This window comes from Ruegeria atlantica (assembly GCF_013032005.1).
Classification (GTDB): Bacteria; Pseudomonadota; Alphaproteobacteria; order Rhodobacterales; family Rhodobacteraceae; genus Ruegeria; species Ruegeria atlantica_A.
Map to the genome: position 1 here is coordinate 277,561 of NZ_WQBE01000004.1, position 22,194 is coordinate 299,754.

The 22,194-nt window shown below is 58.5% G+C and carries 22 protein-coding genes; 6 read left to right on the plus strand and 16 right to left on the minus strand.

What is annotated here, in order from left to right; translation table 11 throughout:
* Positions 1-77 precede the first annotated feature (77 nt).
* Positions 78-2,402 carry an ATP-dependent Clp protease ATP-binding subunit ClpA gene (gene clpA / locus GOX21_RS10575; RefSeq protein ID WP_170347815.1) on the plus strand — a complete coding sequence of 775 codons (2,325 nt, stop codon included), beginning with the start codon at positions 78-80 and terminating at the stop codon, positions 2,400-2,402.
* A 52-nt stretch (positions 2,403-2,454) separates the two neighbouring features.
* On the opposite strand, the gene GOX21_RS10580 is transcribed toward clpA, so the two are convergent.
* From GOX21_RS10580 to GOX21_RS10595, 4 genes are all read right to left on the minus strand, one after another.
* A complete protein-coding gene (locus GOX21_RS10580) occupies positions 2,455-3,096 on the minus strand; it encodes a phosphotransferase (protein WP_170374221.1) in 642 nt (213 codons plus the stop codon).
* A 119-nt stretch (positions 3,097-3,215) separates the two neighbouring features.
* On the minus strand, positions 3,216-4,853 hold the full coding sequence (locus GOX21_RS10585) for a peptidoglycan -binding protein (protein ID WP_170374219.1): 1,638 nt from the start codon (positions 4,851-4,853) through the stop codon (positions 3,216-3,218).
* A gap of 3 nt (positions 4,854-4,856) precedes the next feature.
* Positions 4,857-6,035, minus strand: a complete 1,179-nt coding sequence (locus GOX21_RS10590; RefSeq protein ID WP_170347812.1) for a biopolymer transporter ExbB — start codon at positions 6,033-6,035, stop codon at positions 4,857-4,859.
* 69 nt (positions 6,036-6,104) lie between these two features.
* Positions 6,105-6,635 carry a gamma-glutamylcyclotransferase gene (locus GOX21_RS10595; protein WP_170374217.1) on the minus strand — a complete coding sequence of 177 codons (531 nt, stop codon included), beginning with the start codon at positions 6,633-6,635 and terminating at the stop codon, positions 6,105-6,107.
* A 67-nt stretch (positions 6,636-6,702) separates the two neighbouring features.
* On the opposite strand from GOX21_RS10595, the gene GOX21_RS10600 reads away from it, so the two are divergent.
* Positions 6,703-7,704 (plus strand): DUF2125 domain-containing protein, encoded by a 1,002-nt coding sequence (locus GOX21_RS10600; protein ID WP_170374215.1) that lies wholly within the window; start codon positions 6,703-6,705, stop codon positions 7,702-7,704.
* Here GOX21_RS10600 and GOX21_RS10605 read toward each other — a convergent pair.
* The 4 genes from GOX21_RS10605 to GOX21_RS10620 form a co-directional block, all read right to left on the minus strand.
* Complete coding sequence (locus tag GOX21_RS10605) at positions 7,701-8,531, minus strand: extensin-like domain-containing protein (protein WP_170374213.1); 831 nt, start codon at positions 8,529-8,531, stop codon at positions 7,701-7,703. The genes GOX21_RS10600 and GOX21_RS10605 overlap by 4 nt on opposite strands.
* On the minus strand, positions 8,528-9,448 hold the full coding sequence (locus GOX21_RS10610) for a prephenate/arogenate dehydrogenase family protein (RefSeq protein ID WP_170374211.1): 921 nt from the start codon (positions 9,446-9,448) through the stop codon (positions 8,528-8,530). Before GOX21_RS10610 ends, GOX21_RS10605 begins: the two co-directional genes overlap by 4 nt.
* Positions 9,445-10,530 carry a histidinol-phosphate transaminase gene (gene hisC / locus GOX21_RS10615; RefSeq protein ID WP_170374209.1) on the minus strand — a complete coding sequence of 362 codons (1,086 nt, stop codon included), beginning with the start codon at positions 10,528-10,530 and terminating at the stop codon, positions 9,445-9,447. Before hisC ends, GOX21_RS10610 begins: the two co-directional genes overlap by 4 nt.
* Positions 10,531-10,595: 65 nt before the next feature.
* Positions 10,596-12,011: an aminotransferase class V-fold PLP-dependent enzyme gene (locus tag GOX21_RS10620; protein ID WP_170374206.1), complete on the minus strand. Its 1,416-nt coding sequence runs from the start codon at positions 12,009-12,011 to the stop codon at positions 10,596-10,598.
* A gap of 102 nt (positions 12,012-12,113) precedes the next feature.
* Between GOX21_RS10620 and GOX21_RS10625 the strand changes: the two genes are divergently transcribed.
* Entirely contained in the window at positions 12,114-12,575 is a 462-nt protein-coding gene (locus tag GOX21_RS10625) for an Lrp/AsnC family transcriptional regulator (RefSeq protein ID WP_170347805.1), read from the plus strand.
* Between the two features lie 124 nt (positions 12,576-12,699).
* Here the strand turns inward: GOX21_RS10625 and rpsD are convergent, their stop codons facing one another.
* From rpsD to GOX21_RS10640, 3 genes are all read right to left on the minus strand, one after another.
* On the minus strand, positions 12,700-13,320 hold the full coding sequence (gene rpsD / locus GOX21_RS10630) for a 30S ribosomal protein S4 (RefSeq protein ID WP_170374204.1): 621 nt from the start codon (positions 13,318-13,320) through the stop codon (positions 12,700-12,702).
* A 203-nt stretch (positions 13,321-13,523) separates the two neighbouring features.
* The gene (locus tag GOX21_RS10635) at positions 13,524-13,901 is read right to left on the minus strand and encodes a hypothetical protein (protein WP_170374202.1); all 378 of its coding nucleotides are present in this window, start codon (positions 13,899-13,901) and stop codon (positions 13,524-13,526) included.
* A gap of 315 nt (positions 13,902-14,216) precedes the next feature.
* Positions 14,217-16,499, minus strand: a complete 2,283-nt coding sequence (locus tag GOX21_RS10640; protein WP_170374200.1) for an adenosylcobalamin-dependent ribonucleoside-diphosphate reductase — start codon at positions 16,497-16,499, stop codon at positions 14,217-14,219.
* Between the two features lie 129 nt (positions 16,500-16,628).
* Between GOX21_RS10640 and GOX21_RS10645 the strand changes: the two genes are divergently transcribed.
* Positions 16,629-17,060 carry a DUF1489 family protein gene (locus GOX21_RS10645; RefSeq protein WP_170347801.1) on the plus strand — a complete coding sequence of 144 codons (432 nt, stop codon included), beginning with the start codon at positions 16,629-16,631 and terminating at the stop codon, positions 17,058-17,060.
* Here the strand turns inward: GOX21_RS10645 and hisG are convergent, their stop codons facing one another.
* From hisG to hisS, 3 genes are read right to left on the minus strand one after another with little or no spacing between them, the layout of a single operon-like run.
* Entirely contained in the window at positions 17,061-17,750 is a 690-nt protein-coding gene (gene hisG, locus GOX21_RS10650) for an ATP phosphoribosyltransferase (RefSeq protein ID WP_170374198.1), read from the minus strand.
* Positions 17,747-18,835: an ATP phosphoribosyltransferase regulatory subunit gene (locus GOX21_RS10655; protein WP_170374196.1), complete on the minus strand. Its 1,089-nt coding sequence runs from the start codon at positions 18,833-18,835 to the stop codon at positions 17,747-17,749. The genes hisG and GOX21_RS10655 overlap by 4 nt, the downstream gene beginning before the upstream one ends.
* Before the next feature lie 3 nt (positions 18,836-18,838).
* The gene (gene hisS / locus GOX21_RS10660) at positions 18,839-20,326 is read right to left on the minus strand and encodes a histidine--tRNA ligase (RefSeq protein ID WP_170374194.1); all 1,488 of its coding nucleotides are present in this window, start codon (positions 20,324-20,326) and stop codon (positions 18,839-18,841) included.
* Positions 20,327-20,452: 126 nt separating this feature from the next.
* Between hisS and GOX21_RS10665 the strand changes: the two genes are divergently transcribed.
* Together GOX21_RS10665 and GOX21_RS10670 are read left to right on the plus strand one after the other, a co-directional pair.
* Positions 20,453-20,647 carry a SlyX family protein gene (locus GOX21_RS10665; RefSeq protein WP_170360583.1) on the plus strand — a complete coding sequence of 65 codons (195 nt, stop codon included), beginning with the start codon at positions 20,453-20,455 and terminating at the stop codon, positions 20,645-20,647.
* Positions 20,648-20,752: 105 nt separating this feature from the next.
* Complete coding sequence (locus GOX21_RS10670) at positions 20,753-21,511, plus strand: SDR family NAD(P)-dependent oxidoreductase (protein ID WP_170374192.1); 759 nt, start codon at positions 20,753-20,755, stop codon at positions 21,509-21,511.
* 44 nt (positions 21,512-21,555) lie between these two features.
* On the opposite strand, the gene GOX21_RS10675 is transcribed toward GOX21_RS10670, so the two are convergent.
* Both GOX21_RS10675 and GOX21_RS10680 read right to left on the minus strand, forming a co-directional pair.
* On the minus strand, positions 21,556-21,924 hold the full coding sequence (locus tag GOX21_RS10675) for a YmgD family protein (RefSeq protein WP_170374190.1): 369 nt from the start codon (positions 21,922-21,924) through the stop codon (positions 21,556-21,558).
* 5 nt (positions 21,925-21,929) lie between these two features.
* On the minus strand, positions 21,930-22,151 hold the full coding sequence (locus GOX21_RS10680; RefSeq protein ID WP_170347795.1) for a YMGG-like glycine zipper-containing protein: 222 nt from the start codon (positions 22,149-22,151) through the stop codon (positions 21,930-21,932).
* Positions 22,152-22,194 lie beyond the last annotated feature (43 nt).

Genomic DNA, 22,194 nt, shown 5'->3' on the forward strand with positions numbered 1-22,194 from the left:
AACTCTATTAGTATGAGGACATGGTTGAACCGGGGCCACATCCTGCCCCTTTCGACCCAAGACAGAGGAGCACCCGCGTGCCTTCATTCTCGAGCACTTTAGAACAAGCCATCCACGCGGCCCTTGCGGCTGCGAATGAACGGCGACACGAATTTGCAACGCTGGAACATCTGCTGCTGGCGCTGCTGGAAGAACCCGATGCCATCCGCGTCATGAAAGCCTGCAGCGTCGATCTGGAAGAATTGCGCAGCACTTTGGTCGAATTCATCGACGAAGACCTGTCCAATCTGGTCACCGACATTGATGGGTCCGAGGCCGTACCAACCGCCGCTTTCCAGCGCGTGATTCAGCGCGCCGCGATCCACGTGCAAAGTTCGGGCCGCACCGAAGTGACCGGAGCCAACGTACTAGTCGCCATCTTTGCTGAACGCGAAAGCAACGCGGCCTATTTCCTGCAAGAACAGGACATGACGCGCTATGACGCGGTGAATTTTATCGCACACGGTGTGGCCAAAGATCCGGCATATGGCGAAAACCGCTCGGTTTCCGGCGCGGATCAGGTCGAGGAAGAGGCTCAATCCAGCACCACTGATGGTGATCAGAAAGAAAGCGCGCTGGGGAAATATTGCATAGATCTGAACGCCAAGTCGCGTGCAGGCGATGTCGACCCCCTGATCGGTCGCGCCGATGAGGTGGAACGCTGCATTCAGGTGCTATGCCGTCGCCGCAAGAACAACCCGCTGCTGGTGGGTGACCCGGGCGTGGGCAAAACCGCCATTGCCGAGGGTCTGGCCCACAAGATCGTGGGCGGCGAAGCCCCTGATGTGCTGTCGAACACCACCATTTATTCGCTGGATATGGGCGCGCTGCTTGCGGGCACCCGCTATCGCGGTGATTTCGAGGAACGGCTGAAAGCAGTCGTGACGGAATTGGAAGATCACCCCGACGCTGTGCTGTTTATTGACGAGATTCACACCGTGATCGGTGCCGGTGCGACTTCGGGTGGCGCGATGGATGCGTCGAACCTACTGAAACCTGCCCTGCAGGGCGGCAAGCTGCGCACCATGGGCTCGACCACTTATAAAGAGTTCCGTCAACATTTCGAAAAAGACCGCGCGCTCAGCCGCCGGTTCCAGAAGATCGACGTGAATGAACCTTCGGTTGAAGACAGCGTAAAAATCCTGCGCGGTCTGAAACCCTATTTCGAGAAGCATCACGAGATCAAGTACACTGCGGATGCGATCAAAACCGCCGTAGAACTGTCGGCGCGCTATATCAATGACCGCAAACTGCCAGATAAGGCCATCGACGTGATCGATGAGGCCGGTGCCGCACAGCATCTGGTCGCAGAAAGCAAACGCCGCAAGACCATCGGTGTGAAAGAGATCGAGGCCGTCGTTGCCAAGATCGCGCGCATTCCGCCCAAAAACGTCACCAAGGACGATGCGGAGGTTCTGAAAGATCTGGAAACTTCGTTGAAACGGGTGGTGTTTGGTCAGGACGAAGCTATCGAGGCGCTTGCCAGCGCAATCAAGTTGGCCCGTGCTGGTCTGCGCGAACCAGAAAAACCCATCGGCAACTATCTGTTCGCTGGTCCAACCGGTGTGGGTAAGACCGAAGTGGCCAAACAGTTGGCAGATACGCTGGGCGTGGAACTGCTGCGCTTTGACATGTCGGAATATATGGAGAAACACGCGGTCTCCCGTCTGATCGGTGCCCCTCCGGGTTATGTCGGGTTCGATCAGGGTGGTCTGCTGACCGACGGCGTGGATCAGCATCCGCATTGCGTGCTGCTACTGGATGAGATCGAAAAGGCCCACCCGGACGTGTTCAACATCCTGTTGCAGGTGATGGACCACGGTGAACTGACCGATCACAACGGCCGCACGGTGAATTTCCGCAACGTGGTTCTGATCATGACGTCGAACGCGGGTGCGCAGGAACAGGCCAAGGCCGCCATTGGCTTTGCCCGTGACCGCCGCGAGGGCGAGGATACCGCTGCGATCGAACGCATGTTCACGCCGGAATTCCGCAACCGTCTGGACGCCGTGATCTCGTTCGCACCTCTGCCGAAAGAGGTCATCCTGCAAGTGGTTGAGAAATTCGTCCTGCAGCTTGAGGCGCAATTGCTGGATCGAAACGTGACCATCGACCTGACGCCCAAAGCCGCCGAATGGCTGGCCGACAAGGGCTATGACGACAAGATGGGCGCGCGTCCTCTGGGCCGGGTGATCCAGGAACACATCAAGAAACCTCTGGCCGAAGAACTGCTGTTCGGCAAGCTGGCCAAGGGTGGTGTGGTCCGTGTCTCGGTCAAGAAGGGCGAGTTGAACCTGGAAATCTTTGGCCCCGATCAGCCGCGCATTCCGGGGGACAAGCCACCGCTGCTGACCGCGGATTGATTGCATCGTAATTCAGAAAGAAACCCGCCCTCATTGGCGGGTTTTTTTATGTTTATTTGGTGCGCTGTGGATGCGGGCTGTGAAAATACTCTGATCGACGGCGCCGTAAAGCGCGATAGGCCGACAGAAAGACATGAGCATAACGCAGCCCGTCGAAACTCTGAGACAAAGCGGACACCAACGCGATTCCAACGTCCCTGGCTTTGCGAATGCGCCCGGCCCTTGATTGCACGAAATATTCGAAATCAATGAAACGAATTCGCTGCCCGTCCCAGCACATATCCCGAAAAGCCGGGCGCCCGTGGGCTAGGTCGATTGAATGCAAGCGTGCCAACGCTTGTCCCGCCGCATGACATGCCTTTTCTTTATCCTCGGCGGTCAAAGAGTTAGACTTGCAGATGTCAGTCAGACTGGCGCCAGCATCTTCAAGCACAAAGTAGCCCGTACCTTCGGTCACAATTGCCGGGACTGGCACACCGCTGTGCCACAGGAAATGATGTGAACACCGGTCCCGGTCGAACGCCATATTCGGAGTTCCCTTTACCAGCCAAAGCAGAGGCGCAGACCGCTCAATGCGCTTCATCCAAAACGGGGTTCCTTTAAAGGTCTCAAACCGGGCCACACGCCGATAAGGTGCTTGCAGGGCCTCATCAACCGCGCTTTGCAATTCAACTGCCAATTTGTTCAAATCCATACCTGCTCAACCTATGGTGCAGATATAGGGGCGTCACACTCGCCTTTCACCCAGCGCGAGTTAAATTTGCGGCGGATCGAAGCCACTTTCGTCTGCCTGAAAAAGCCCATTGTAGCGATTTAACGCTCAGTTAATTTCAACTCGATCCTGCGGTTCTGGGCGCGGGCTTCGGGGGTATCGGCGGGATTGACAGGCTGGAACTCACCAAACCCGTTGGCGGCCAGCCGGTTCGGCGGGATACCCAGCGCTTCGACCATGTATCGCACCACCGAAAGCGCCCGGCCCTGGCTGAGTTCCCAATTGTCGCGATACCGGCCCGTCCCGGCCAGAGGTACGTTGTCCGTGTGGCCATCGACACGAATGACCCAGTTCAGACCCTCGGGAATTTCTGCCGCTACACTGCGCAGGATATTGGCCACCTTGGCGACCTCTTGCCGCCCGATCGGCGACAGCGTAGCTGATCCTGTGTCGAACAGCACCTCGGATGAGAAAACGAACCTGTCTCCTTCGATCCGCACGCCTTCTTCATCGCCCAGGACATCGCGCAAACGACCGAAGAATTCAGAACGGTAACGCTGCAGGTCCTCGGCCTGTGCTGCCAGTTCTTCGGCCTCGGCCTCTAGGCGAACGCGCTCGGCCTCTTCCAGCAGTCGGCGGCGACGTTCTTCCGACGCGGCCCGCGCCAACGCTGCATTCAGGTCCTGACCCAGCGTCTGGATACGGATATCAGCGGCCGCATTGCGCTCCTGATAATCGTCCAGCAACGCCTGCAACCCACCCAATTGTTCGCGCAGTGCCGCCATTTGCTGATTGAGCAATGCCGTTTCGCGCTGCGCTTTTTCCGAAATCGCCTGCTCATTCGACAGCGTATCACGCGCAACGGCCAGCAAGGCCGCGCGTTCGTCGGCCAATGTGCGTTGTTCCTGCGCTTCAGCCTGAGCCTCGGTCCGGGCTGCCAAGGCTGCCTCAAGCCGAGCTTGCAGATCTTCTGCGTTCAAGGCCCCAAACTGCCGTTCCAATTCGGCTTTTGCAGCCTGTGCAGCGGCCAACAGTGTCAAGGTCTCTTCAGCCTCTTTCCGCTGCGCTTCCAGCGCCAAGGTCATGGCCGTCAGTTCAGCATCCGCGTTCAGCAATCGGTTGCGCAGATTTTCGGCGGCGGCGGCCTCAGCCAGCTTGGCAGCCTCTTCGGTGCTCAGTTGTTCTTCTAGCTCAGAAATCCGCGTGGACTGCGCCGCATCGCTTTGTTCTAGATCAGCAACCAAGGCTTCCAGCGCCTCGCGTTGCGCTGCAGCCAGACGCGCGGCTTCGGTCTGTTCATCGATCTCAGCGCGGCTTTGCGCCAAGGCCAGATTCAACGCGCCCTGCTCATCAACCAACTCGGCGATTTGACCCTGTGCACGCTCCTGCTCTACCAGTAGGGCCGCGACCTGAGCCTCAAAATCGGTCAGTTGGATCTGCGCTTGCACCAGTTCGTTCTCTACCTGCGACAGAGTCGAGTTCAACACACCTAACCGCGCTTGCAACCGGCTGTTTTCCCGTTCTTCCAGCCCCAACGCTCCGGTCAGCGCCGCAACCTCATCCGACAAGGCGGTCAGTTCGTCCTCTTGCCCGGAAATAGTCTCACGCAGCACAAACTGCACGACCATGAAGATCGTCAGCACAAATGTCAGCACCATCAAAAGTCCGGTGATCGCATCCACGAAACCGGGCCAGACCGAACCTTGAAACCGTTGACCGGTGCGTCGGGACAGGGCCATGGATTACTCTCCTTCCGGAGCAGTACGCACGGCGCCTCGGGGTAAGGTCAGGGCTTTGACCAGCAATTCGATATCCTTGCGCAACTCGCTCATGCTTTCCTGACGGCCAGCCGAGATTTCTTCGAGGATGCGCAGCAACTGTACATCCATCGAACGCAGGCGCATACGGCTTTCGGCATCTATCCCGTCTCCAGCGCCCTGTTCGCGCATGTGATCCAGCAGGGCGTCCTGCCCAAGCGCAACCCGTTCCAAGGCAGCTGTCACGCCCTCGGTATCGGACTGTCGCACGTTCATTTCGCCGATCGAATCCGCCAATTGGCCCAGTTTGGACGACACCGCAGCGCGATCAGCCTCTTGCGCTGAAAACAGATCCTGCAGCGCGTTCATCTGTTCGGACATGGCATCCAATACTGGCGTCAGAACCGCCAGTTCAGCGCCACCTTCATCGCTGGCCCCGAAGCCAACGCGGGTGATCGAGGATAACCATTCCTCAAGCTCGCGGTAGAACCGGTTCTGTCCATGGCCCGCAAACAATTCCAGCAGACCAACGATCAGCGAGCCAGCCAGACCCAACAACGAAGACCCGAAAGCCACGCCCATGCCCTGCAGCTGCGATTCCAGCCCGACCATAAGGCGATTGAACACGGCCAGCCCCTCTTCACCTTCCTGCGGGTTAAGGCTGCGGATTGTGTCCACGATGGCGGGAACCGTGGTGGCCAGCCCGAAGAACGTACCCAAAAGACCCAGATAGATCAGGACGTTGGTGATATAACGGGTGATCTCACGTTCTTCCTCGACCCGTTCTGCGACTGAATCCAGAATGGACCGTGTCGAGGTTGAGCTGATCTGAGACCGCGCGCCCCGTTCGCGCAGCAGGGATGCCAACGGTGCCAGCAATTGCGGTGTGCGGGCATCTTCGCGCACAACACCGCCCACAAACGCCTCGATCCATCGGACAGAGCCGATCAGTTGGGTCACCTGAAAAAAACAGGCGAAAACACCGATGATGAACACCAAGATAATAAAGCCGTTCAGGTATGGGTTGGCCTCAATCACCGGCATCACATAGGGCAAGGCCATAAAGACGCCCAACCCGGCCAGACCTATTGCGACCAACATCATCACAATCTGTCGAATGGGATGCGAGAAATGAGGTCTCGCGCCCTGATGTGCCTGCGCCATGCGCGTGGTTCCCGGTTTTTGCCTGCTCTACGCTGAATCTAGCGAACTTATACCGGTGACGCCAAGGGTTTATGCGGTGATATCACGCACACGTTGCGCCAACCACTCAAGATCGGGGTCGCGCAGGTCGATCTCGGCCAAATGTTCGGCGGTGTTATAGAGGTATTCGGTGTTTGGCCCCCGCCCGCCGACCGCATGGGCGATTATCTGGGCCTGCTCTTCCAGAGGGATACCGCCGCAATACTGCACATGATGGGCGTCGATCACGTAAGTCACGGCATTCACAACCTCGCCGCTGTCCAGGTGCAGGTCCAGCATTTTCTCGACATAGGCCGACGAGATCAGCTCGCGCTCGCGCAATTCATGCAGGGTGCGGTCTTCGTGTCCTGCCTCAACCGCCAGAGCCAGCCCCTTGCAATTGGCGTCGGCCTGTTCGTCCAGCGCCAGAACCAGACCAGGATGGTCTTCAGTACCGCGATGGTGGATCGAGCTCATGCAAAAGGACCGCGCATAACCGTTCAGTGTGGCGCGTTCGCTGCGGGCCACCGGAAAACCCGGATTCCACAGCAGCGATCCATATCCGAAAACCCACATCGTCATAGCACTGGTCCTTGCCCGTTTGCGTCTATAAACATCAATTCCGAGGTGGGAAAAAGGGCGAACTGCCATGCGCGGTCTGATACGGGTAATCATTTTCATCGCTGTAATCTGGAGCGTCTATTGGTTCGTCGCCGGCTTCGGCCTGCGCAACGCGATCACCACATGGTTTGACAAACAGCAGGAACAGGGCTGGCAGGCTGATTTTTCAGACGTTGAAACTGCCGGGTATCCACTGAACCACATGACGCGCCTGAATAACCCGGCGCTGGCCGATCCGGTCAATGGCACCGCCTGGAGCGCGGACTGGATCGAATTCCAAAGCCCGGCAATCTGGCCTGGTAGACAAGTGCTGCGTTTTGCCGGCACACCGCAGCGCCTGTCCTATTTCGACCAGACCGCAACCATTCAGGCCACCGACCTGCAGGCCGAACTGGAACTGCAACCCGGCGTGGCGCTTATGTTGGAAAAGATGGCTCTGACTGCCGGGCCGTGGTCGATCACCGATGATTCCGAGGCTTTGGCCGGGGGCAACACATTGGCCCTTGTGATGGAACAGACCGCCACCCCCGAGGCATATGTGATCAGCGCGCAGGCAGACGGCTTCACCCCCGGCGATGACCTGCGCGAACTGATGCGTTCGGCCACTACCCTGCCGCAAGCGTTTGAAACGCTGGAGCTGGACCTGACGGCCACTTTCGACAAGGCATGGGATCGATCCGCGCTGGAACAAAGCAGACCGCAACCGGTTAAGCTGGACTTGCGCCTGGCAGAAATGAAATGGGGCGCGCTGCGCCTGTTCGCAACCGGAGAGCTGGACGTAGACCCGCAGGGCATTCCCACCGGAGAAATCGCGATCCGGGCCGAAAACTGGCGCGACATGATCGCCATGGCCAATGCAGCGGGCGCCCTGCCCGATCAGGCGGTGGACCCTGTGACCACGACACTGAATTTTCTGGCAGGGCTTGGTGGCAACCCCAATGCGTTGGACGTGCAGCTGAATTTCCGCGATGGGTTTGTCGCCTTGGGCCCTATCCCTTTAGGCCCCGCGCCGCGTCTGATCCTGCGTTAACGGCAATACGGCCCACGACGGTGACGTGCCGTATCCAGGTGGAAATGATCGCGGTGGTACCGGTCCGCATTCGGCCCCAGAACCGTGCCAAACGGACCGCACGCCCCGCGCCAGACTTTGGTCAACTGACGTTTTGACGGGTTCTTGCGCCAGCCGTTCAGAACGGTCACGACCTCTCCGTCTGCCATCTTAAAACCAGAAATGTCGATTGCCCGGCCTTTGCCATGCTCCGAAATTCTGGCCCCTTTTTGATTGTTTCGGGTCCGACAGGCGTAATGGGCAGCAATCTGAAGCTCGGCCACCGGACCGCGCCGCTTAAAGGTGGGTTTAACCGTTTTGTCGACCCATTTGTTCAATGCTATAGCCGTCCCACAATCCATCGTCGACGGGCGGCTGAGCACCACACCTGAAACCGAGGTGATTTGCACAGCATCCTTGATGCCGCAGGCCTTGATACGACCGGGCACATTTCCGACAGGCTTGCCCTGAATAGCGATATCCCCACAGACCGAAGTTTTGCGCAGTTTGCGTTTCTTGAACAACGCCTCCTGTTCCAATTCCTTGGGTCGCAGATACGGCATCAACGAGGTATCCGGCCCCAGCAACGGCAATTCCGAGGGGCGTGCCGCCACGGCCAATAATTGCGGAGACTTAGGGCGTAATGCAGGACGGGTCTTTGCGCTGGGTAGAGGGCTGGCAAAGGCAAACACCGGGGTCGCCGAAGGCCGCGCAACCGGAACCAGCGACTGTTCAGGAGGCGCCGCGTTGGACACTGTGGCGCAGACCGCCAAATATCCAATCGCAAGGAACCTCCAGCCGCGTTTCATGGGTTCGCCTTCCCCCGTCCGAAATCAGGCGCATCCGTATCCTGCCCCGCATCGATAATCCCACGCCGGATCGCGCGGGTACGAGTGAAATAGTCAAACAGATGTTCGCCATCGCCGGTGCGAATAGCACGTTGCAGCGCAAAAAGCTCCTCGGTAAAGCGCCCGAGGATTTCCAGGGTCGCGTCCTTGTTGGTCAGGAACACATCGCGCCACATGGTCGGGTCCGACGCCGCGATGCGGGTGAAGTCCCGAAAACCAGCGGCCGAATACTTGATGACCTCGCTATCGGTGACGCGGCGCAGATCGTCTGCAACCCCCACCATCGTATAGGCAATCAGGTGCGGCGCATGTGAGGTCACGGCCAGAACCAGATCGTGGTGGTCCGCGTCCATCTCATCCACATTCGCGCCCATTCCTTCCCAAAGCGCACGCAAACGGGCGATGGCGTCCGGGTCCGAACCTTCAACCGGCACCAGCAGGCTCCAGCGATTATCGAACAGTTCGGCAAACCCGGATTCGGGGCCGGAATGCTCGGTCCCTGCCAGCGGGTGCGCCGGGATGAAATGCACTCCTTCGGGAATATGGGGCGAGACCGCCTCTATCACGTGCCGCTTGACCGAGCCCACATCGGTCACTGTCGCGCCCGGTTTCAGGAGCGGTGCGATTTCTTGCGCGACCGTCCCCATTGCGCCGACGGGTACGCAAAGCACTACCAAATCCGCACCCTCAACCGCCTCTTGCACCGTGTCACAGACGCGGTCGCACAGGCCTATCCGACGGGCAGTATCGCGTGTGGCCTCGGACCGGGCATAGCCGGTGACCTCACCCGCAAGGCCCGCGCGTTTGATGGCCCAGAACATGGACGACGCAATCAGGCCCAGCCCGATCAGTGCGACGCGGTCGTATACCTGGCTCATGCGGCGCCCCCTTTGAATGCGGTGATGGCCGCAACGACACGGCGGCATGCCTCTTCATCGCCCACGGTAATCCGCAAGGCGTTGGGCAGGTTGTAACCCGCCACACGGCGCACGATCAAACCCTGCGTCTTGAGGTAATCGTCACATGCCTCGGCCTCGGCCTGATCGGTGAAACGGGCCAGTATGAAATTGGTGCAAGACGGGTCTGTAGGCACGCCAATCTTGGCAAGTTCTTCCGAAAGCCAAACGCGCAGCCGGGCGTTTTCGCCGTGACAGAAGGTCAGGTAGTCGTCGTCTTTCACCGCCGCTTCGGCCGCAGCCAACGCGGTCAGAGACAGGTTGAACGGCTGGCGCACACGATTCAGCACGTCGATGATCGATTGCGCGGCAAAGCCCCAACCGACCCGCATCCCGCCCAGCCCGTAGATCTTGGAAAACGTACGTGTCATGATGACGTTTTCGAACCGATCCACTAAAGACGCACCACCATCGAACCCATCGACGAATTCTGCATAGGCTCCGTCAATGACCATCAGACAGCTTTGCGGCAAAGCTTCGGCCAACCGCACAAGGTCCGCCTCGCCGATCATAGTCGAGGTCGGATTGCCCGGATTGGTGACAAACACGATGCGCGTTTGCTCGGTAACCGCGGCAAGGATGTTGTCCACGTCCACGTGACGATCCCGTTCCGCCACCATGACCGGCGTTGCCCCGGCCATGCGGGCGATAATCGGGTACATGGAAAACCCGTGCTCGGTGTAAATGACCTCATCCCCCGGCCCGGCATAGGCTTGCGCCACGAATTGCAGCACCTCGTCACTGCCCACACCGCAGATGATCCGCGCGGGGTCCAGCGCGTGACGTTCCCCGATCGCGGCACGCAGGCTAGCGTGGTCGGTGCTGGGATAACGATGCAAGGTCACGGCACTGTCGCGCACCGCCTCAATCGCCTTGGGGCTGGGCCCGAACGGGTTTTCGTTAGAGCTGAGCTTGATCACATGCTCGACCCCGGCCACATGCGACTGGCCGCCCTGATACAGCGCGATGTCCATAATGCCGGGTTGAGGGGTGATCTTGGTCATAAGAGGCTCCGTTAATTGGAGCCTCTCATACCCGTCTCAACGCGTTGAGAAAAGCGGCAATTCCGTCACGCCGCTTTGAAGCGGGCCGTTGCCGGGTCAGCGTTGTAGAATGGTACGAACTCTTCGGTCCGGTGGGACAGGTCATTAACACTGTCGATGATGAACTGAACGGTCTCTTCGCTCATCAAATACGAGAAGTTCAGCCGCACCCAGCCGGGTTTCTTCATCTCTTCCCCCGCGGACAGGGCCGCGTGCAATTCATCCGAGGTTGCGCGGTCGATCCCCAGAAGACGGTGCGCATATGGCCCCGCACAGGCACAGCCGCCGCGCGCCTGAATGCCATAAATATCGCTAAGCATCCGGGTGAACAGTTGCTGATGAACCGGCTGGCCAGAGTTATCCCGCACAAGGAAGGAATAGATCGGCAGGCGATGCGGGTTATCGACGCCCAGCAAGGTCAGGTTCGGGTTGTCACCCCACCCGTCCAGCGCCATACGGTTAAACTGCGCCTCTTTTTCGGCGATCTCATCAGTGCCGACAACATCCTTGACGATAAAAGCCAGCGCCGCGCGGATGTCTCCGACCACGTTGGGTGTTCCGGCCTCTTCGCGCGTGGCCAGGTCCTCGCTGTAGTCGTGCCGCCAGGGCGAAACAAAACTGACCGTGCCACCACCGGGCCAACTGGGGCATGTGCGGCGCACGGCGGTCTGATTGACGATCAGAACACCCGACGCGCCCGGCCCGCCCGGAAACTTATGCGGAGACACAACGATAGCATCCTTGCGCGCATCCTCTGGCCCCATGTCCATCGGCAGATAAGGACCACCGCCTGCGTAATCCCAGACCGAAACGGCGCCATGCGCCTTGAGCAGTCGGGTGATCGGATCCGGGTCGGTAATGATTCCGGTTACATTCGACGCAGCCGAAAACGACCCGATGATCAGATCCGATGCAGCATTGTCGATCAGAACCTGCTCCAGCGCCGCCAGATCAACCCCACCCTCTGCGGCCTCTGGAATCTCGATCACCTGTGCCTTGCTTTCACGCCACGGCAAAATGTTCGAATGATGCTCGTACGGCCCAATCAAAACGACCGGCCGGTCAGCTGCATCCACACCCAACAAGCTGACCAGCCGGTTCAGACCCGCAGTAGCGCCGGACCCGGTGAATATCACCGCGTCTTCTCCCCTCGCGCCAACGATGCGGGCAATCTCTGCACGCGCCCCGCGGCGCAACCGAGTCATGTATGAACCGCAATAGGAGGCCTCGGTGTGGCTGTTGGCATAAAAAGGCAGCACCTGTTCGGTGACAAAATCCTCAACCTGCCGCAGCGCACGGCCCGAAGCGACGTAATCCGCATAAACCAGCGGCACGTCCCCATGCAGACCCGGGATCAGAACGTTCTCTCCGATCAGCCCGTCGCGCAGGCTTGAATTGCGAGTGGTGGACAGGATGTCTGCGCGAAATTTGGACAGGGTCATGGCATAGTCTCCGTATTGCCCTACCAATGTGATTGCTTTTGCCTGAGTAAACTTCACCGTTCTTTTGATAGATTTTTAAAAATTTGTGTCATATGATCAGGAATGGCGGAAAAAATAGATCAAATTGATAAACGCATCCTGCGTGAGCTGCAAACAGACGCGACCTTGTCCCAACGCGAACTGGCCGATCGGGTCGGGCTGTCGCAGAACGCCTGTTGGCGGCGGTTGAAGGCACTGAATGAGGATGGCGTGATCACCGGCTCAACTGCACGGATTGCCCGCGAGAAGTTGGGGCTAAGCCTTGTGGTTTTTGTTATGCTGCGCACCCGGCATCACTCGGCCGACTGGTTGCAAGCATTTCGCAGCCACGTACTGACCATCCCCGAAGTGGTGGATTTCCACCGGATTGGTGGCGACTATGACTATCAATTGAAGGTCGTGACCGAGGACATGGCGTCATATGACAAGGTCTATCAGCGCCTGATCGAAAAAGTCGAGCTGGACAGCGTGACCTCGTATTTCGCGATGGAAGCAATCGCCGAAGGTCGCCCCTTGCCGATCTGATCCGCTTTTTCATCTGGCCAAAAATACCTCGAGGGAGTCGCGCATCGACTGGGGCAGAGCCCCTACAAACAAAAAAAGACCGCGCTGAAAGCGCGGCCCTTTAAATTTTGCGTCTCGGCGAAGATTAGTTCTTCGCGTAGAATTCGACGACCAGGTTCGGCTCCATCATGACCGGGTACGGCACATCGCCCAGACCCGGTGCGCGCACGAAAGTCGCGGTCATTTTCGAGTGGTCTGCGTCGATGTAGTCAGGCACATCACGCTCGGCCAAAGCAACAGCCTCCAGAACAACAGTCAGTTGCTTGGACTTGTCACGCACTTCGATTACGTCGCCTTCTTTGACGCGGTAGCTGGGGATGTTGACCCGCTTGCCGTTCACTTTGACGTGTCCGTGGTTCACGAACTGACGTGCAGCAAACACGGTCGGCACGAACTTGGCGCGGTAAACAACAGCGTCCAGACGGCGCTCCAGCAGACCGATCAGGTTTTCACCAGTATCACCGTTCACACGGACGGCTTCTGCGTAGATGCGGCGGAACTGTTTCTCGGTCAGGTCGCCATAGTAGCCTTTCAGCTTCTGCTTGGCGCGCAGCTGCAGACCGAAGTCCGACAGTTTACCCTTGCGGCGCTGACCGTGCTGGCCGGGGCCGTATTCGCGGCGGTTGACCGGGGATTTCGGACGACCCCAGATGTTTTCGCCCATCCGGCGGTCGATTTTGTGCTTGGCAGACGTGCGTTTGGTCACGGCTGATCTCCTTCTTAAGGTCGAGGTCCAGACGGACCACTATGAAGGGCGTTGTCCTCTTGAGGTTTCCCCCATGACAGGCATCCCCTTGCGGGGGCCACCAACACCAATGAAGCCGCGCTTATATCCGCGAAACCGGCAGAGTCAACACACCATGCCATGCTACATTGGAATTTCCATTGAATTCGAGGTTTACCTGCGGATCAGTCAGCTCTGCGTCCGACAGAAACCGCCCTCTGCTGATCTTGATCATCCAGGACCGGAGTGGATCGGGATGGGAACGCTATGACAGTCTCATCCATCCCGGTTGCTTCGTTCCCTTGGCCCGCAGATTCGGCGAATTCACTAATCCAGAAATCCTGATCCCGCTCTGGGCAATCCCCTTCGAAGACCAGCATCGGGGCTGATTCGCCAGCAACTGGGAACAACGCCGCTGTGAAAGTTTGCGCACCGTTGGTCAACACAAGCAGGCCACTCGCTTCCTCTGAAAGGTTTTGAACATGCACGCAATGGCTCAGCGTCGCTAAGTCGGAACCAATGTCTTCGGCTCCTTCCAGCATCTGCACAGAGGAATTCTTCAAAAATCGTGCCTGTCCGCGCCACGACCAGGCAGCTCCGACGCTCAAAAAGGACAAGGGCGCTGCCTCAAGTCCATCGATTTCCGTTTGCCTCCAAAAAATGGCTATACGACCGCTTTGTCCGGTTCTCATATTACCGCCTGTACCCTTAAACCCATCACTGCGTACTGGGCTACCCTTATCAACGTAAATTAAGGCGGAAAAGAGACGTTAATGTAATGTTAACGAAATTGTGGCCTTTGAGATTCAACTATTGACTTCTGGCGGGGTATTTTCCCGCCAGAATCGATCAACTTTTGTTGATTTAGGATTTCTAACTCAGCCACACTTGGAATGCCCACAACTGCGGCAGGTCATGCAACCTTCGATCATCACCATATCGAATTGACCACAGGACGGGCAGGCTTTGCCGCGTGGCGCATCCATATTGACCACCTGCGCCTGAGGGTCGGATTTCAGCCCCATGCCTTCCCCTTCAAGAAAGCCGATATTGATCAGGTGCTGCTCGATCACGCCACCAATCGCGGCCAGGATCGACGGGATGTATTTGCCCTGAACCCAGGCTCCGCCGCGCGGGTCAAACACAGCCTTCAACTCTTCGACCACAAAGGACACATCCCCGCCCCGCCGGAACACAGCCGAGATCATCCGGGTTAGCGCCAGCGTCCAAGCGTAGTGTTCCATGTTCTTCGAGTTGATGAACACCTCGAACGGGCGACGCCGACCGCCGATGACAATGTCATTGATGGTCAGATAGATCGCGTGCTCGCTATCGGGCCACTTCAGTTTATAGGTCGACCCCTCCAACGCCTGCGGACGATCCAAAGGCTCGGACATGTACACGACTTCGCCTCCATCGACCTCATGCGGCGCAGCGGCGCTTTCGCCCGGCGCAGTGTCGGCACTTTCCGAAACGGTCAGCACCGACCCGGTCACGTCATTCGGTCGATAGGTGGTGCAGCCTTTGCACCCCTGATCCCACGCCTGCATGTAAACATCCTTGAACGCGTCAAAGCTGATGTCCTCGGGGCAGTTGATCGTCTTGGAAATCGAACTGTCGATCCATTTCTGCGCCGCGGCCTGCATCTTGACGTGATCGGACGGTGGTAGCGTCTGCGCATTGACGAAATAGTCGGGCAATTCCGCGTCCCCGAACTTGTCACGCCACATCTGCACGGCATAGTCCACCACCTCTTCCTCGGTGCGCGAGCCGTCTTTCTGCAGAACTTTGCGCGTATAGGCATAAGCAAAGACCGGCTCGATTCCCGATGACACGTTCCCAGCGTAAAGGGAAATCGTCCCTGTGGGCGCAATCGAGGTCAGCAATGCATTGCGGATGCCATGTTCACGGATCGCATCGCGCACATCCTCGTCCATTTGCTGCATCGTGCCGCTGGCCAGGAATTTCTCGGCATCGAACAAGGGGAACGCCCCTTTTTCCTTCGCCAAGTCCACCGACGCCAGATACGCGGCGCGGGCGATCGCGTGCAGCCAGCGCTCGGTCTGACGCGCCGCCTCGTCCGAGCCATAGCGCAGGCCCTTCATCAACAATGCATCGGCCAGACCTGTCACACCCAGCCCGATGCGGCGTTTGGCTTGCGCTTCGGCCGCCTGCTCCGGCAGCGGGAATTTCGACGCGTCGACCACATTGTCCATCATGCGTACGGCGGTGGCGACCAGATCCTGCAATGCGGCCTCATCCAGGTGTGCCGCATCCTCAAAAGGTTCAGCTACCAATCGCGCAAGGTTGATCGAGCCCAGCAGACACGCGCCATATGGCGGCAGGGGCTGTTCACCACATGGGTTGGTGGCGGCGATTGTTTCCACATAGCTCAGGTTGTTGGCCTGGTTGATGCGGTCGATGAAGATCACGCCCGGCTCGGCATAGTCATAGGTGGCCTGCATGATCTTGTTCCACAGATCGCGCGCCTGAACGGTGTGATAGACCTTTTCACCAAAGACCAGATCCCACGGGCCGTCGGCTTTGACGGCTTCCATGAAAGGGTCGGTCACCAGCACCGACATATTAAACATGCGCAGGCGGGCCGGGTCGGATTTGGCTGTGATAAACTGTTCGATATCTGGGTGATCGCAGCGCATGGTGGCCATCATCGCACCCCTGCGCGAACCCGCCGACATGATAGTGCGGCACATCGCGTCCCACACATCCATGAACGACAACGGCCCCGAGGCATCGGCGGCCACCCCATGCACATCAGCCCCACGCGGGCGGATGGTCGAGAAATCATAGCCGATCCCCCCACCCTGCTGCATGGTCAACGCAGCCTCTTTCAGCATGTCAAAGATACCGCCCATGCTGTCGGGAACGGTTCCCATGACAAAACAGTTGAACAGGGTCACCTGCCGTGCAGTACCTGCGCCCGCAGTGATACGACCTGCGGGCAGGTATTTGAAATCTTCCAGCGCTTCAAAGAACTTATCTTCCCAATGCCCCTGATCTTTTTCCACTCGTGCCAAATCGCGGGCAATGCGCCGCCAGCTGTCTTCGACTGTCTGGTCGATCGGTGTGCCATCCGCCTGTTTGAAGCGGTATTTCATGTCCCAGATCTGCTCGGCGATGGGGGCGGCAAAGCGGCTCATTGGTGATTCCCTGTACTGAAAGAGGTATCCAGACTATCCTAAATCACACGTCCACCACAACACCTTGATGACGCCGGTCATCAGGCTACAATATAAAGGTGGGCCTTGGGACGACTCTGTGGGAAAGCTGTGGATAAGTACGTAAACCTGATAAAACTCTCGGTCGGATCGGAAAGTGTAGACACGCTGATCGCGTGGCAGGACAGCCGTAAACCGCTGTACGAGGATGGTTGCCCGCGCCATGTCACCCGCATGTGGCCCAAGCGCGAGGCCGAGATTTTGAACGGCGGGTCAATTTATTGGGTGATCAAGGGTGTAATCCAATGCCGTCAGCGCATTCTGCGGCTGGATGAGGTGCGCGGTGAGGACGGCATCCGCCGTTGCGCCATCGTGCTTGATCCAGAGGTGCACCGTACGCAAACCGCTCTGAAGCGCCCGTTTCAGGGTTGGCGCTATTTGAAACCCGAAGACACCCCTGCCGATCTGCCACAAGGGCGCGAGCAGGACGACGCCCTGCCCGATGATTTGAACCGCGCGCTGGCCGAAATCGGAGTGCTTTGATCAGGTCAGTTGATCCAGTAACTTGGATAGAACCGCTTTGTCATCGGCTGAATAGTTGGGCACCCTGCTGCGCCACAGCGTCGCCTGCGACCGTAAGATCACTCCGTCCGACAGAATCTTCAGGTGATTTGCCCGCAGTGTTTCACCGGTCGAAGTGATATCCGCAATCGCCTCGGCCGTTTCGTTCATCACCGTGCCCTCGGTCGCACCCTGACTGTCGACCAGGGTGTAATCGGCGACGCCCGCATCGGTCAGAAACTCGCGCACCAGCCGGTGGTACTTGGTGGCAATCCTCAGCCGATGGCCATGGGTCTTGCGAAAGGCCGCTGCAGCAGCGTCCAAATCGTCCAGCGTGTCGACATCCACCCAGCAGGCCGGTGTCGCAATGATCAGGTCAGCCTTACCGAAGCCCAGCTGTGACACCTCTTCCACCTGCTGTTCCCAGCGCGGCAGCTTTTCCTGCACCAGATCAATACCGGTCACGCCCAGATGAATGCGCCCAGCCGCCAGTTCGCGCGGAATTTCCCCTGCAGACAGCAGAATCAGTGATACGCCCTCAATCCCTTCGACCTTACCGGCATATTCCCGATCCGAACCACTGCGCGACAGGGTAATGCCGCGCTTTTCAAACCACGAGAAGGTTTTCTCCATCAACCGGCCCTTCGAGGGCACGCCCAGTTTCAGGCTCATTGCGCGCCCTCCTCGATTTCCAGGATCAGGTCAGGGCGCAGCACGCCACCCACAGCAGGGATTTCAGCACCATTGCCCAATTGCCGGGTCAGCGCATCATACCGCCCGCCCGTGGCAACCGGAGGCAGGTCCGGGCGTCCCTCGGCATAAAAGCCAAAGACGAACCCGTCGTAATATTCCATGGAAGTACGGCCATAGGCTGCTTCGAAGTCCAGCCGCTCGACATCGACGCCACGCGCCTGCAATGCGGCCACGCGTGTCTCAAGACGGTCCAGCGCCGGGGTAATCTGCGGCAGGTCTACCGCCACATCGCGCAGTTGCTCTAACGCAAAAGGCATGGTTTCGCGCACGTTGAGCAAAGTTTCCAACCCGCCTAGTTCGCTGTCGGAAATCGGCGGGATGTCGCGGTCTTCGCGCAAGGCTTCGATCCGCGCCTCAATCTCGCTTGCGCGGCGTTTGCCGATCATCGGCACATCAATGGCCAGCGGGTCCTGGGAATCCAGCAAGGCATTACGGCCTTCTGGCACCGGCTTGCGCCCTGCAAACCGATCCAGCAGATTGCGGAAACGACGCGGATGCCACAGGTGCCGCATCAGGGCGGCCTTGCGGCGATCCGTGGTGCGCAGGCCCTGAACCGCAGCCATCAGGATACCAATATCGCCGGTCGCCGCACGCAACGGCAGCCCGCGCAGCTGAAGGGCGAACAGCGAAAAAACCTCGGCATCTGCGCCCGAGGGATCATCGCGGTCAAAGACCTCGTACCCCACCTGAATGTATTCGTTTGACCGATCCGGGTCGTGCTCCTGACGGCGGAACACCTCACCGGAATAAGTATAGCGCGCGGGTTCAGCCCCATCGCTCATGTGCATCTGCACGACTGGCAGCGTGAAATCTGGGCGCAGCATCTGCTCGCCGCGCAGCGCATCCGAGGTCACATAGGCGCGGGCACGGATATCTTCGCCATAGAGGTCCAGCAGCGTTTCGGCTGGTTGCAACAGGGGCGGGTCGACGACCTGTGCGCCAGCGGCCTCGAACCGGACCCGCATCATCGCGGCGCGGGCTTGTATCTGGGAACGGTTAGCCATGGATCAGTCCTGACTGTCCAGAATTTCGCGCACCTTGGCGACCAGATCGCCACGCGGCACTTCAAACTGGCTTGGGCGTTCTTTCCATTCCTCCAGCGTGGCGCTTTCGGCGATCTTCGCACCCAGGATCAGGTCTTTGATCTGTACGATGCCATTGGCCTTTTCATCGCCGCCTTCAATCACCGCGATCGGAGAGTTCCTCTTATCCGCATATTTCAGCTGATTGCCAAAGTTCTTGGGATTGCCCAGATAGACCTCGGCCCGGATGCCAGCATTGCGCAGCTCGGCCACCATGGTCTGATAGTCGGCCATCCGATCCCGGTCCATGACAGTCACAACGACGGGGCCTGTCGCCTGCGCAGCGATCCGACCCTTTTCGCGCAACGCGGCCAGCAAACGGTCGACACCGATGGAAATACCGGTCGCAGGCACTTCCTGCCCGGTAAATCGCTTGACCAGATCGTCATAGCGACCACCGCCAGAGACCGACCCGAACTGCCGCTTGCGGCCTTTCTCGTCGAAAATCTCAAAGGTCAGTTCGGCCTCATACACCGGCCCGGTATAGTAACCGAGGCCACGAACGACTGAAGGGTCAATCTCGATCCGATCCGCACCGTAGCCGCCCGCATCCAGCAACGCGCCGATCTGTTCCAGTTCGGCAATACCATCGGCACCGATCTTGCTGTCACCGACAGCAGCACGCAGGTTGGCCAATGTCCCAGCGGTGTCTGCGTCTTTCGAAGTCAGGAAAGCAATCACTGGTTCGGCCTGATCGTCGCTGAGGCCCACGCCGTCGATAAACGCCCCCGAGGCATCCAGACGGCCTTTGGTCAGCAACTCGCGCACGCCCTGCTCACCCACCTTGTCGAACTTGTCGATCGTGCGCAGGACATTGTCGCGGGCAGCAGCGTCTTCGCCCAGTCCCATCGCCTCAAGCACGCCGTTCAGAACTTTGCGGTTGTTGACCCGTACCAAGTAGTCGCCGCGCGGGATGCCCACGGTTTCCAGCGTGTCCGACAACATGGCGCAAATCTCGGCATCGGCCGCCATCGAGGCCGTACCCACAGTATCCGCGTCACACTGGTAAAACTGACGATAGCGTCCCGGACCCGGCTTTTCGTTGCGCCAGACCGGGCCCATCGCATAGCGGCGATAAGGTGTCGGTAGATCATTGCGGTGCTGCGCATAGACTCGGGCCAGTGGCGCGGTCAGGTCATAGCGCAGGGCCATCCAGTCGCCCTTGTCATTCTCGTCCACTTCCTGCCACGCGAACACACCCTCGTTCGGGCGATCCACGTCGGGAAGAAACTTGCCCAGCGCCTCAACGGTCTCAACCGCGCTGCTCTCTAAGGCATCAAAACCATATCGATGATAGACGTCCGCAATAGCCCGCAGCATCTCGGTGCGCTGCGTGACTTCCTGGCCGAAATAGTCGCGGAACCCTTTTGGCGTTACTGCCTTGGGGCGGGGCTGTTTCTTGGGCTTGGCCATGTGGGGCGTCCTTGGGCGTTTAGTGTTCCGCGCGCGGTCTATCTCATGGCCCGCATCGGGGCAAGGCGCGCTTTCGCTGGCCTTGGGCCTCACGTGTCGCTATGACCGGCAAAGAAGGAGTCCCCTATGCAGCATCTGGAAGAGCAGATCGCCCATCTGACCCGCACGGTCGAAGAACTAAACACGGTTGTCACCCGCCAGCAATCCGAGATCGACCGCCTGACCCGCCGGGTCGAGATGCTGATGCGTCGCGAAAGCGAACGGGCGCAGGAAGGATCAGGTGGTGTTGTGTTCGGAGACGAACGTCCGCCGCATTATTGAGCGCTTTTTGTGTACCACCTTTATCAAGAGGCTGAAGTTCTATTTCTTCAGTCTCATTGGTGAAACGGGTTGCATTCACAGCAACCAAATAACCGGAGAAATTTAATGGTCAAAAAACTCGCTCTGGTTACCGGTGCCGCGCGCGGTATTGGGCTGGCTACCTCAAGACTGTTTCTCCAGGACGGGTGGCACGTGGCGATGGTCGATCGTGATGCGGAAGCATTGACCGAGGCGGCGAGCAATCTTGATGGCACGATGCCGATTGTTGCCGATGTTTCAGATCCAGATCAGGTGGACGATACAATACAGGCCGTTATGTCGAATTTTGGACGAATTGACGCCGTGGTGAACAATGCGGGTATCGCCGATTTTGGACCAATCGAGCAACACGACTTTGCGGTGTGGCGCCGCGTCATGGAAACCAATCTTGACGGTGTGTTTCTGGTTTCACAGGCTTCAACTCCAGCCCTTCGCGAAAGCCGGGGCTCTATTGTCAATATCGCCTCGATCTCGGGACTGCGGGCCAGCACCCTACGTGTTGCGTACGGCACTTCAAAAGCTGGCGTCATCCACCTGACCAAACAGCAAGCCGCAGAATTGGGAGAATACGGGATTCGAGCCAATTGCGTCTGTCCCGGCCCGGTTCGTACCAAGCTGGCGATGGCCGTTCACACACCCGAAATCATCAACGCGTATCATGACGCCATTCCGCTGAACCGTTATGGTTCGGAAGAAGAGATCGCTCAGGTGATCTTATTTCTTTGCTCGGACAAGGCCAGCTATGTAACTGGCCAAGTGATTGCGTCCGATGGCGGGTTCGAGAGCACTGGCGTCGGGCTGCCCGCACTGCGGTCACCCGACTGAATTCTCAATCCTGAAATCTGGTCAGAGATATGGAAAACCGTTGATCACAGACCCAGCGTTGTTTTCACTGCGTTGTCGACCACCCCGCCCAAGAGGGCATGCTTATCCGCGGCGCAGCCTTCCGACAGTGCGGCTATGAAAGCTTCACGCAGTTGGGCCTTTTCTTCGTCCGTGGTCGCGTGATCTTCGATATTGATCTGGCGATTATAGAGGGACAGAGCCGTCATCTTACCAACAACCTCTACAACAAAGGCTTCATCCCCGTCCGCCTCCTCGGCAATCGAGGCGCAGGTATAGTGCATCACAGGCAATGCGTCCTGCACCATCTGTTCAGCCGCATCATCGGCCATCGCCACGCTCGGAGACACCAGGATTGCGGCGCAAACAAGCATTCTGAATCTAACAAACCGCATCACAATCACTTCCAGTTATGTCCGATAATGGCCCCGGCCACACCACCGATGGCTGCACCCTTGCCGTCGCCGATCAACGCGCCCACGCCCGCGCCGATCAAAGCGCCTTCGATCGTTTGCTTTTTCTTCTTGTCATCCTTGTCATCTGCCAGCGACCCGGACGCCACCGCCAGTGACGCAGCGGCTGCCAATGCAAATGTTCTGAACCCAATAGCTGTAATTGCCATAGCTGTGCCCTCCTGTGACACACCCCGAAACGGGGCATAAGTC

What these genes read in the sequence shown, in the direction of transcription:
- hisG (WP_170374198.1), bottom strand. Translation starts at nt 17,750, where the DNA reads ATGAGCCTGAAACTGGGCGTGCCCTCGAAGGGCCGGTTGATGGAGAAA.
- GOX21_RS10680 (WP_170347795.1), bottom strand. Translation starts at nt 22,151, where the DNA reads ATGGCAATTACAGCTATTGGGTTCAGAACATTTGCATTGGCAGCCGCT.
- GOX21_RS10675 (WP_170374190.1), bottom strand. Translation starts at nt 21,924, where the DNA reads ATGCGGTTTGTTAGATTCAGAATGCTTGTTTGCGCCGCAATCCTGGTG.
- hisC (WP_170374209.1), bottom strand. Translation starts at nt 10,530, where the DNA reads ATGACCAAGATCACCCCTCAACCCGGCATTATGGACATCGCGCTGTAT.
- GOX21_RS10625 (WP_170347805.1), top strand. Translation starts at nt 12,114, where the DNA reads ATGGCGGAAAAAATAGATCAAATTGATAAACGCATCCTGCGTGAGCTG.
- GOX21_RS10590 (WP_170347812.1), bottom strand. Translation starts at nt 6,035, where the DNA reads ATGGCGCAGGCACATCAGGGCGCGAGACCTCATTTCTCGCATCCCATT.
- hisS (WP_170374194.1), bottom strand. Translation starts at nt 20,326, where the DNA reads ATGGCCAAGCCCAAGAAACAGCCCCGCCCCAAGGCAGTAACGCCAAAA.
- GOX21_RS10665 (WP_170360583.1), top strand. Translation starts at nt 20,453, where the DNA reads ATGCAGCATCTGGAAGAGCAGATCGCCCATCTGACCCGCACGGTCGAA.
- GOX21_RS10580 (WP_170374221.1), bottom strand. Translation starts at nt 3,096, where the DNA reads ATGGATTTGAACAAATTGGCAGTTGAATTGCAAAGCGCGGTTGATGAG.
- GOX21_RS10655 (WP_170374196.1), bottom strand. Translation starts at nt 18,835, where the DNA reads ATGGCTAACCGTTCCCAGATACAAGCCCGCGCCGCGATGATGCGGGTC.
- GOX21_RS10595 (WP_170374217.1), bottom strand. Translation starts at nt 6,635, where the DNA reads ATGACGATGTGGGTTTTCGGATATGGATCGCTGCTGTGGAATCCGGGT.
- GOX21_RS10670 (WP_170374192.1), top strand. Translation starts at nt 20,753, where the DNA reads ATGGTCAAAAAACTCGCTCTGGTTACCGGTGCCGCGCGCGGTATTGGG.
- GOX21_RS10605 (WP_170374213.1), bottom strand. Translation starts at nt 8,531, where the DNA reads ATGAAACGCGGCTGGAGGTTCCTTGCGATTGGATATTTGGCGGTCTGC.
- GOX21_RS10585 (WP_170374219.1), bottom strand. Translation starts at nt 4,853, where the DNA reads ATGGCCCTGTCCCGACGCACCGGTCAACGGTTTCAAGGTTCGGTCTGG.
- GOX21_RS10640 (WP_170374200.1), bottom strand. Translation starts at nt 16,499, where the DNA reads ATGAGCCGCTTTGCCGCCCCCATCGCCGAGCAGATCTGGGACATGAAA.
- GOX21_RS10610 (WP_170374211.1), bottom strand. Translation starts at nt 9,448, where the DNA reads ATGAGCCAGGTATACGACCGCGTCGCACTGATCGGGCTGGGCCTGATT.
- GOX21_RS10600 (WP_170374215.1), top strand. Translation starts at nt 6,703, where the DNA reads ATGCGCGGTCTGATACGGGTAATCATTTTCATCGCTGTAATCTGGAGC.
- GOX21_RS10620 (WP_170374206.1), bottom strand. Translation starts at nt 12,011, where the DNA reads ATGACCCTGTCCAAATTTCGCGCAGACATCCTGTCCACCACTCGCAAT.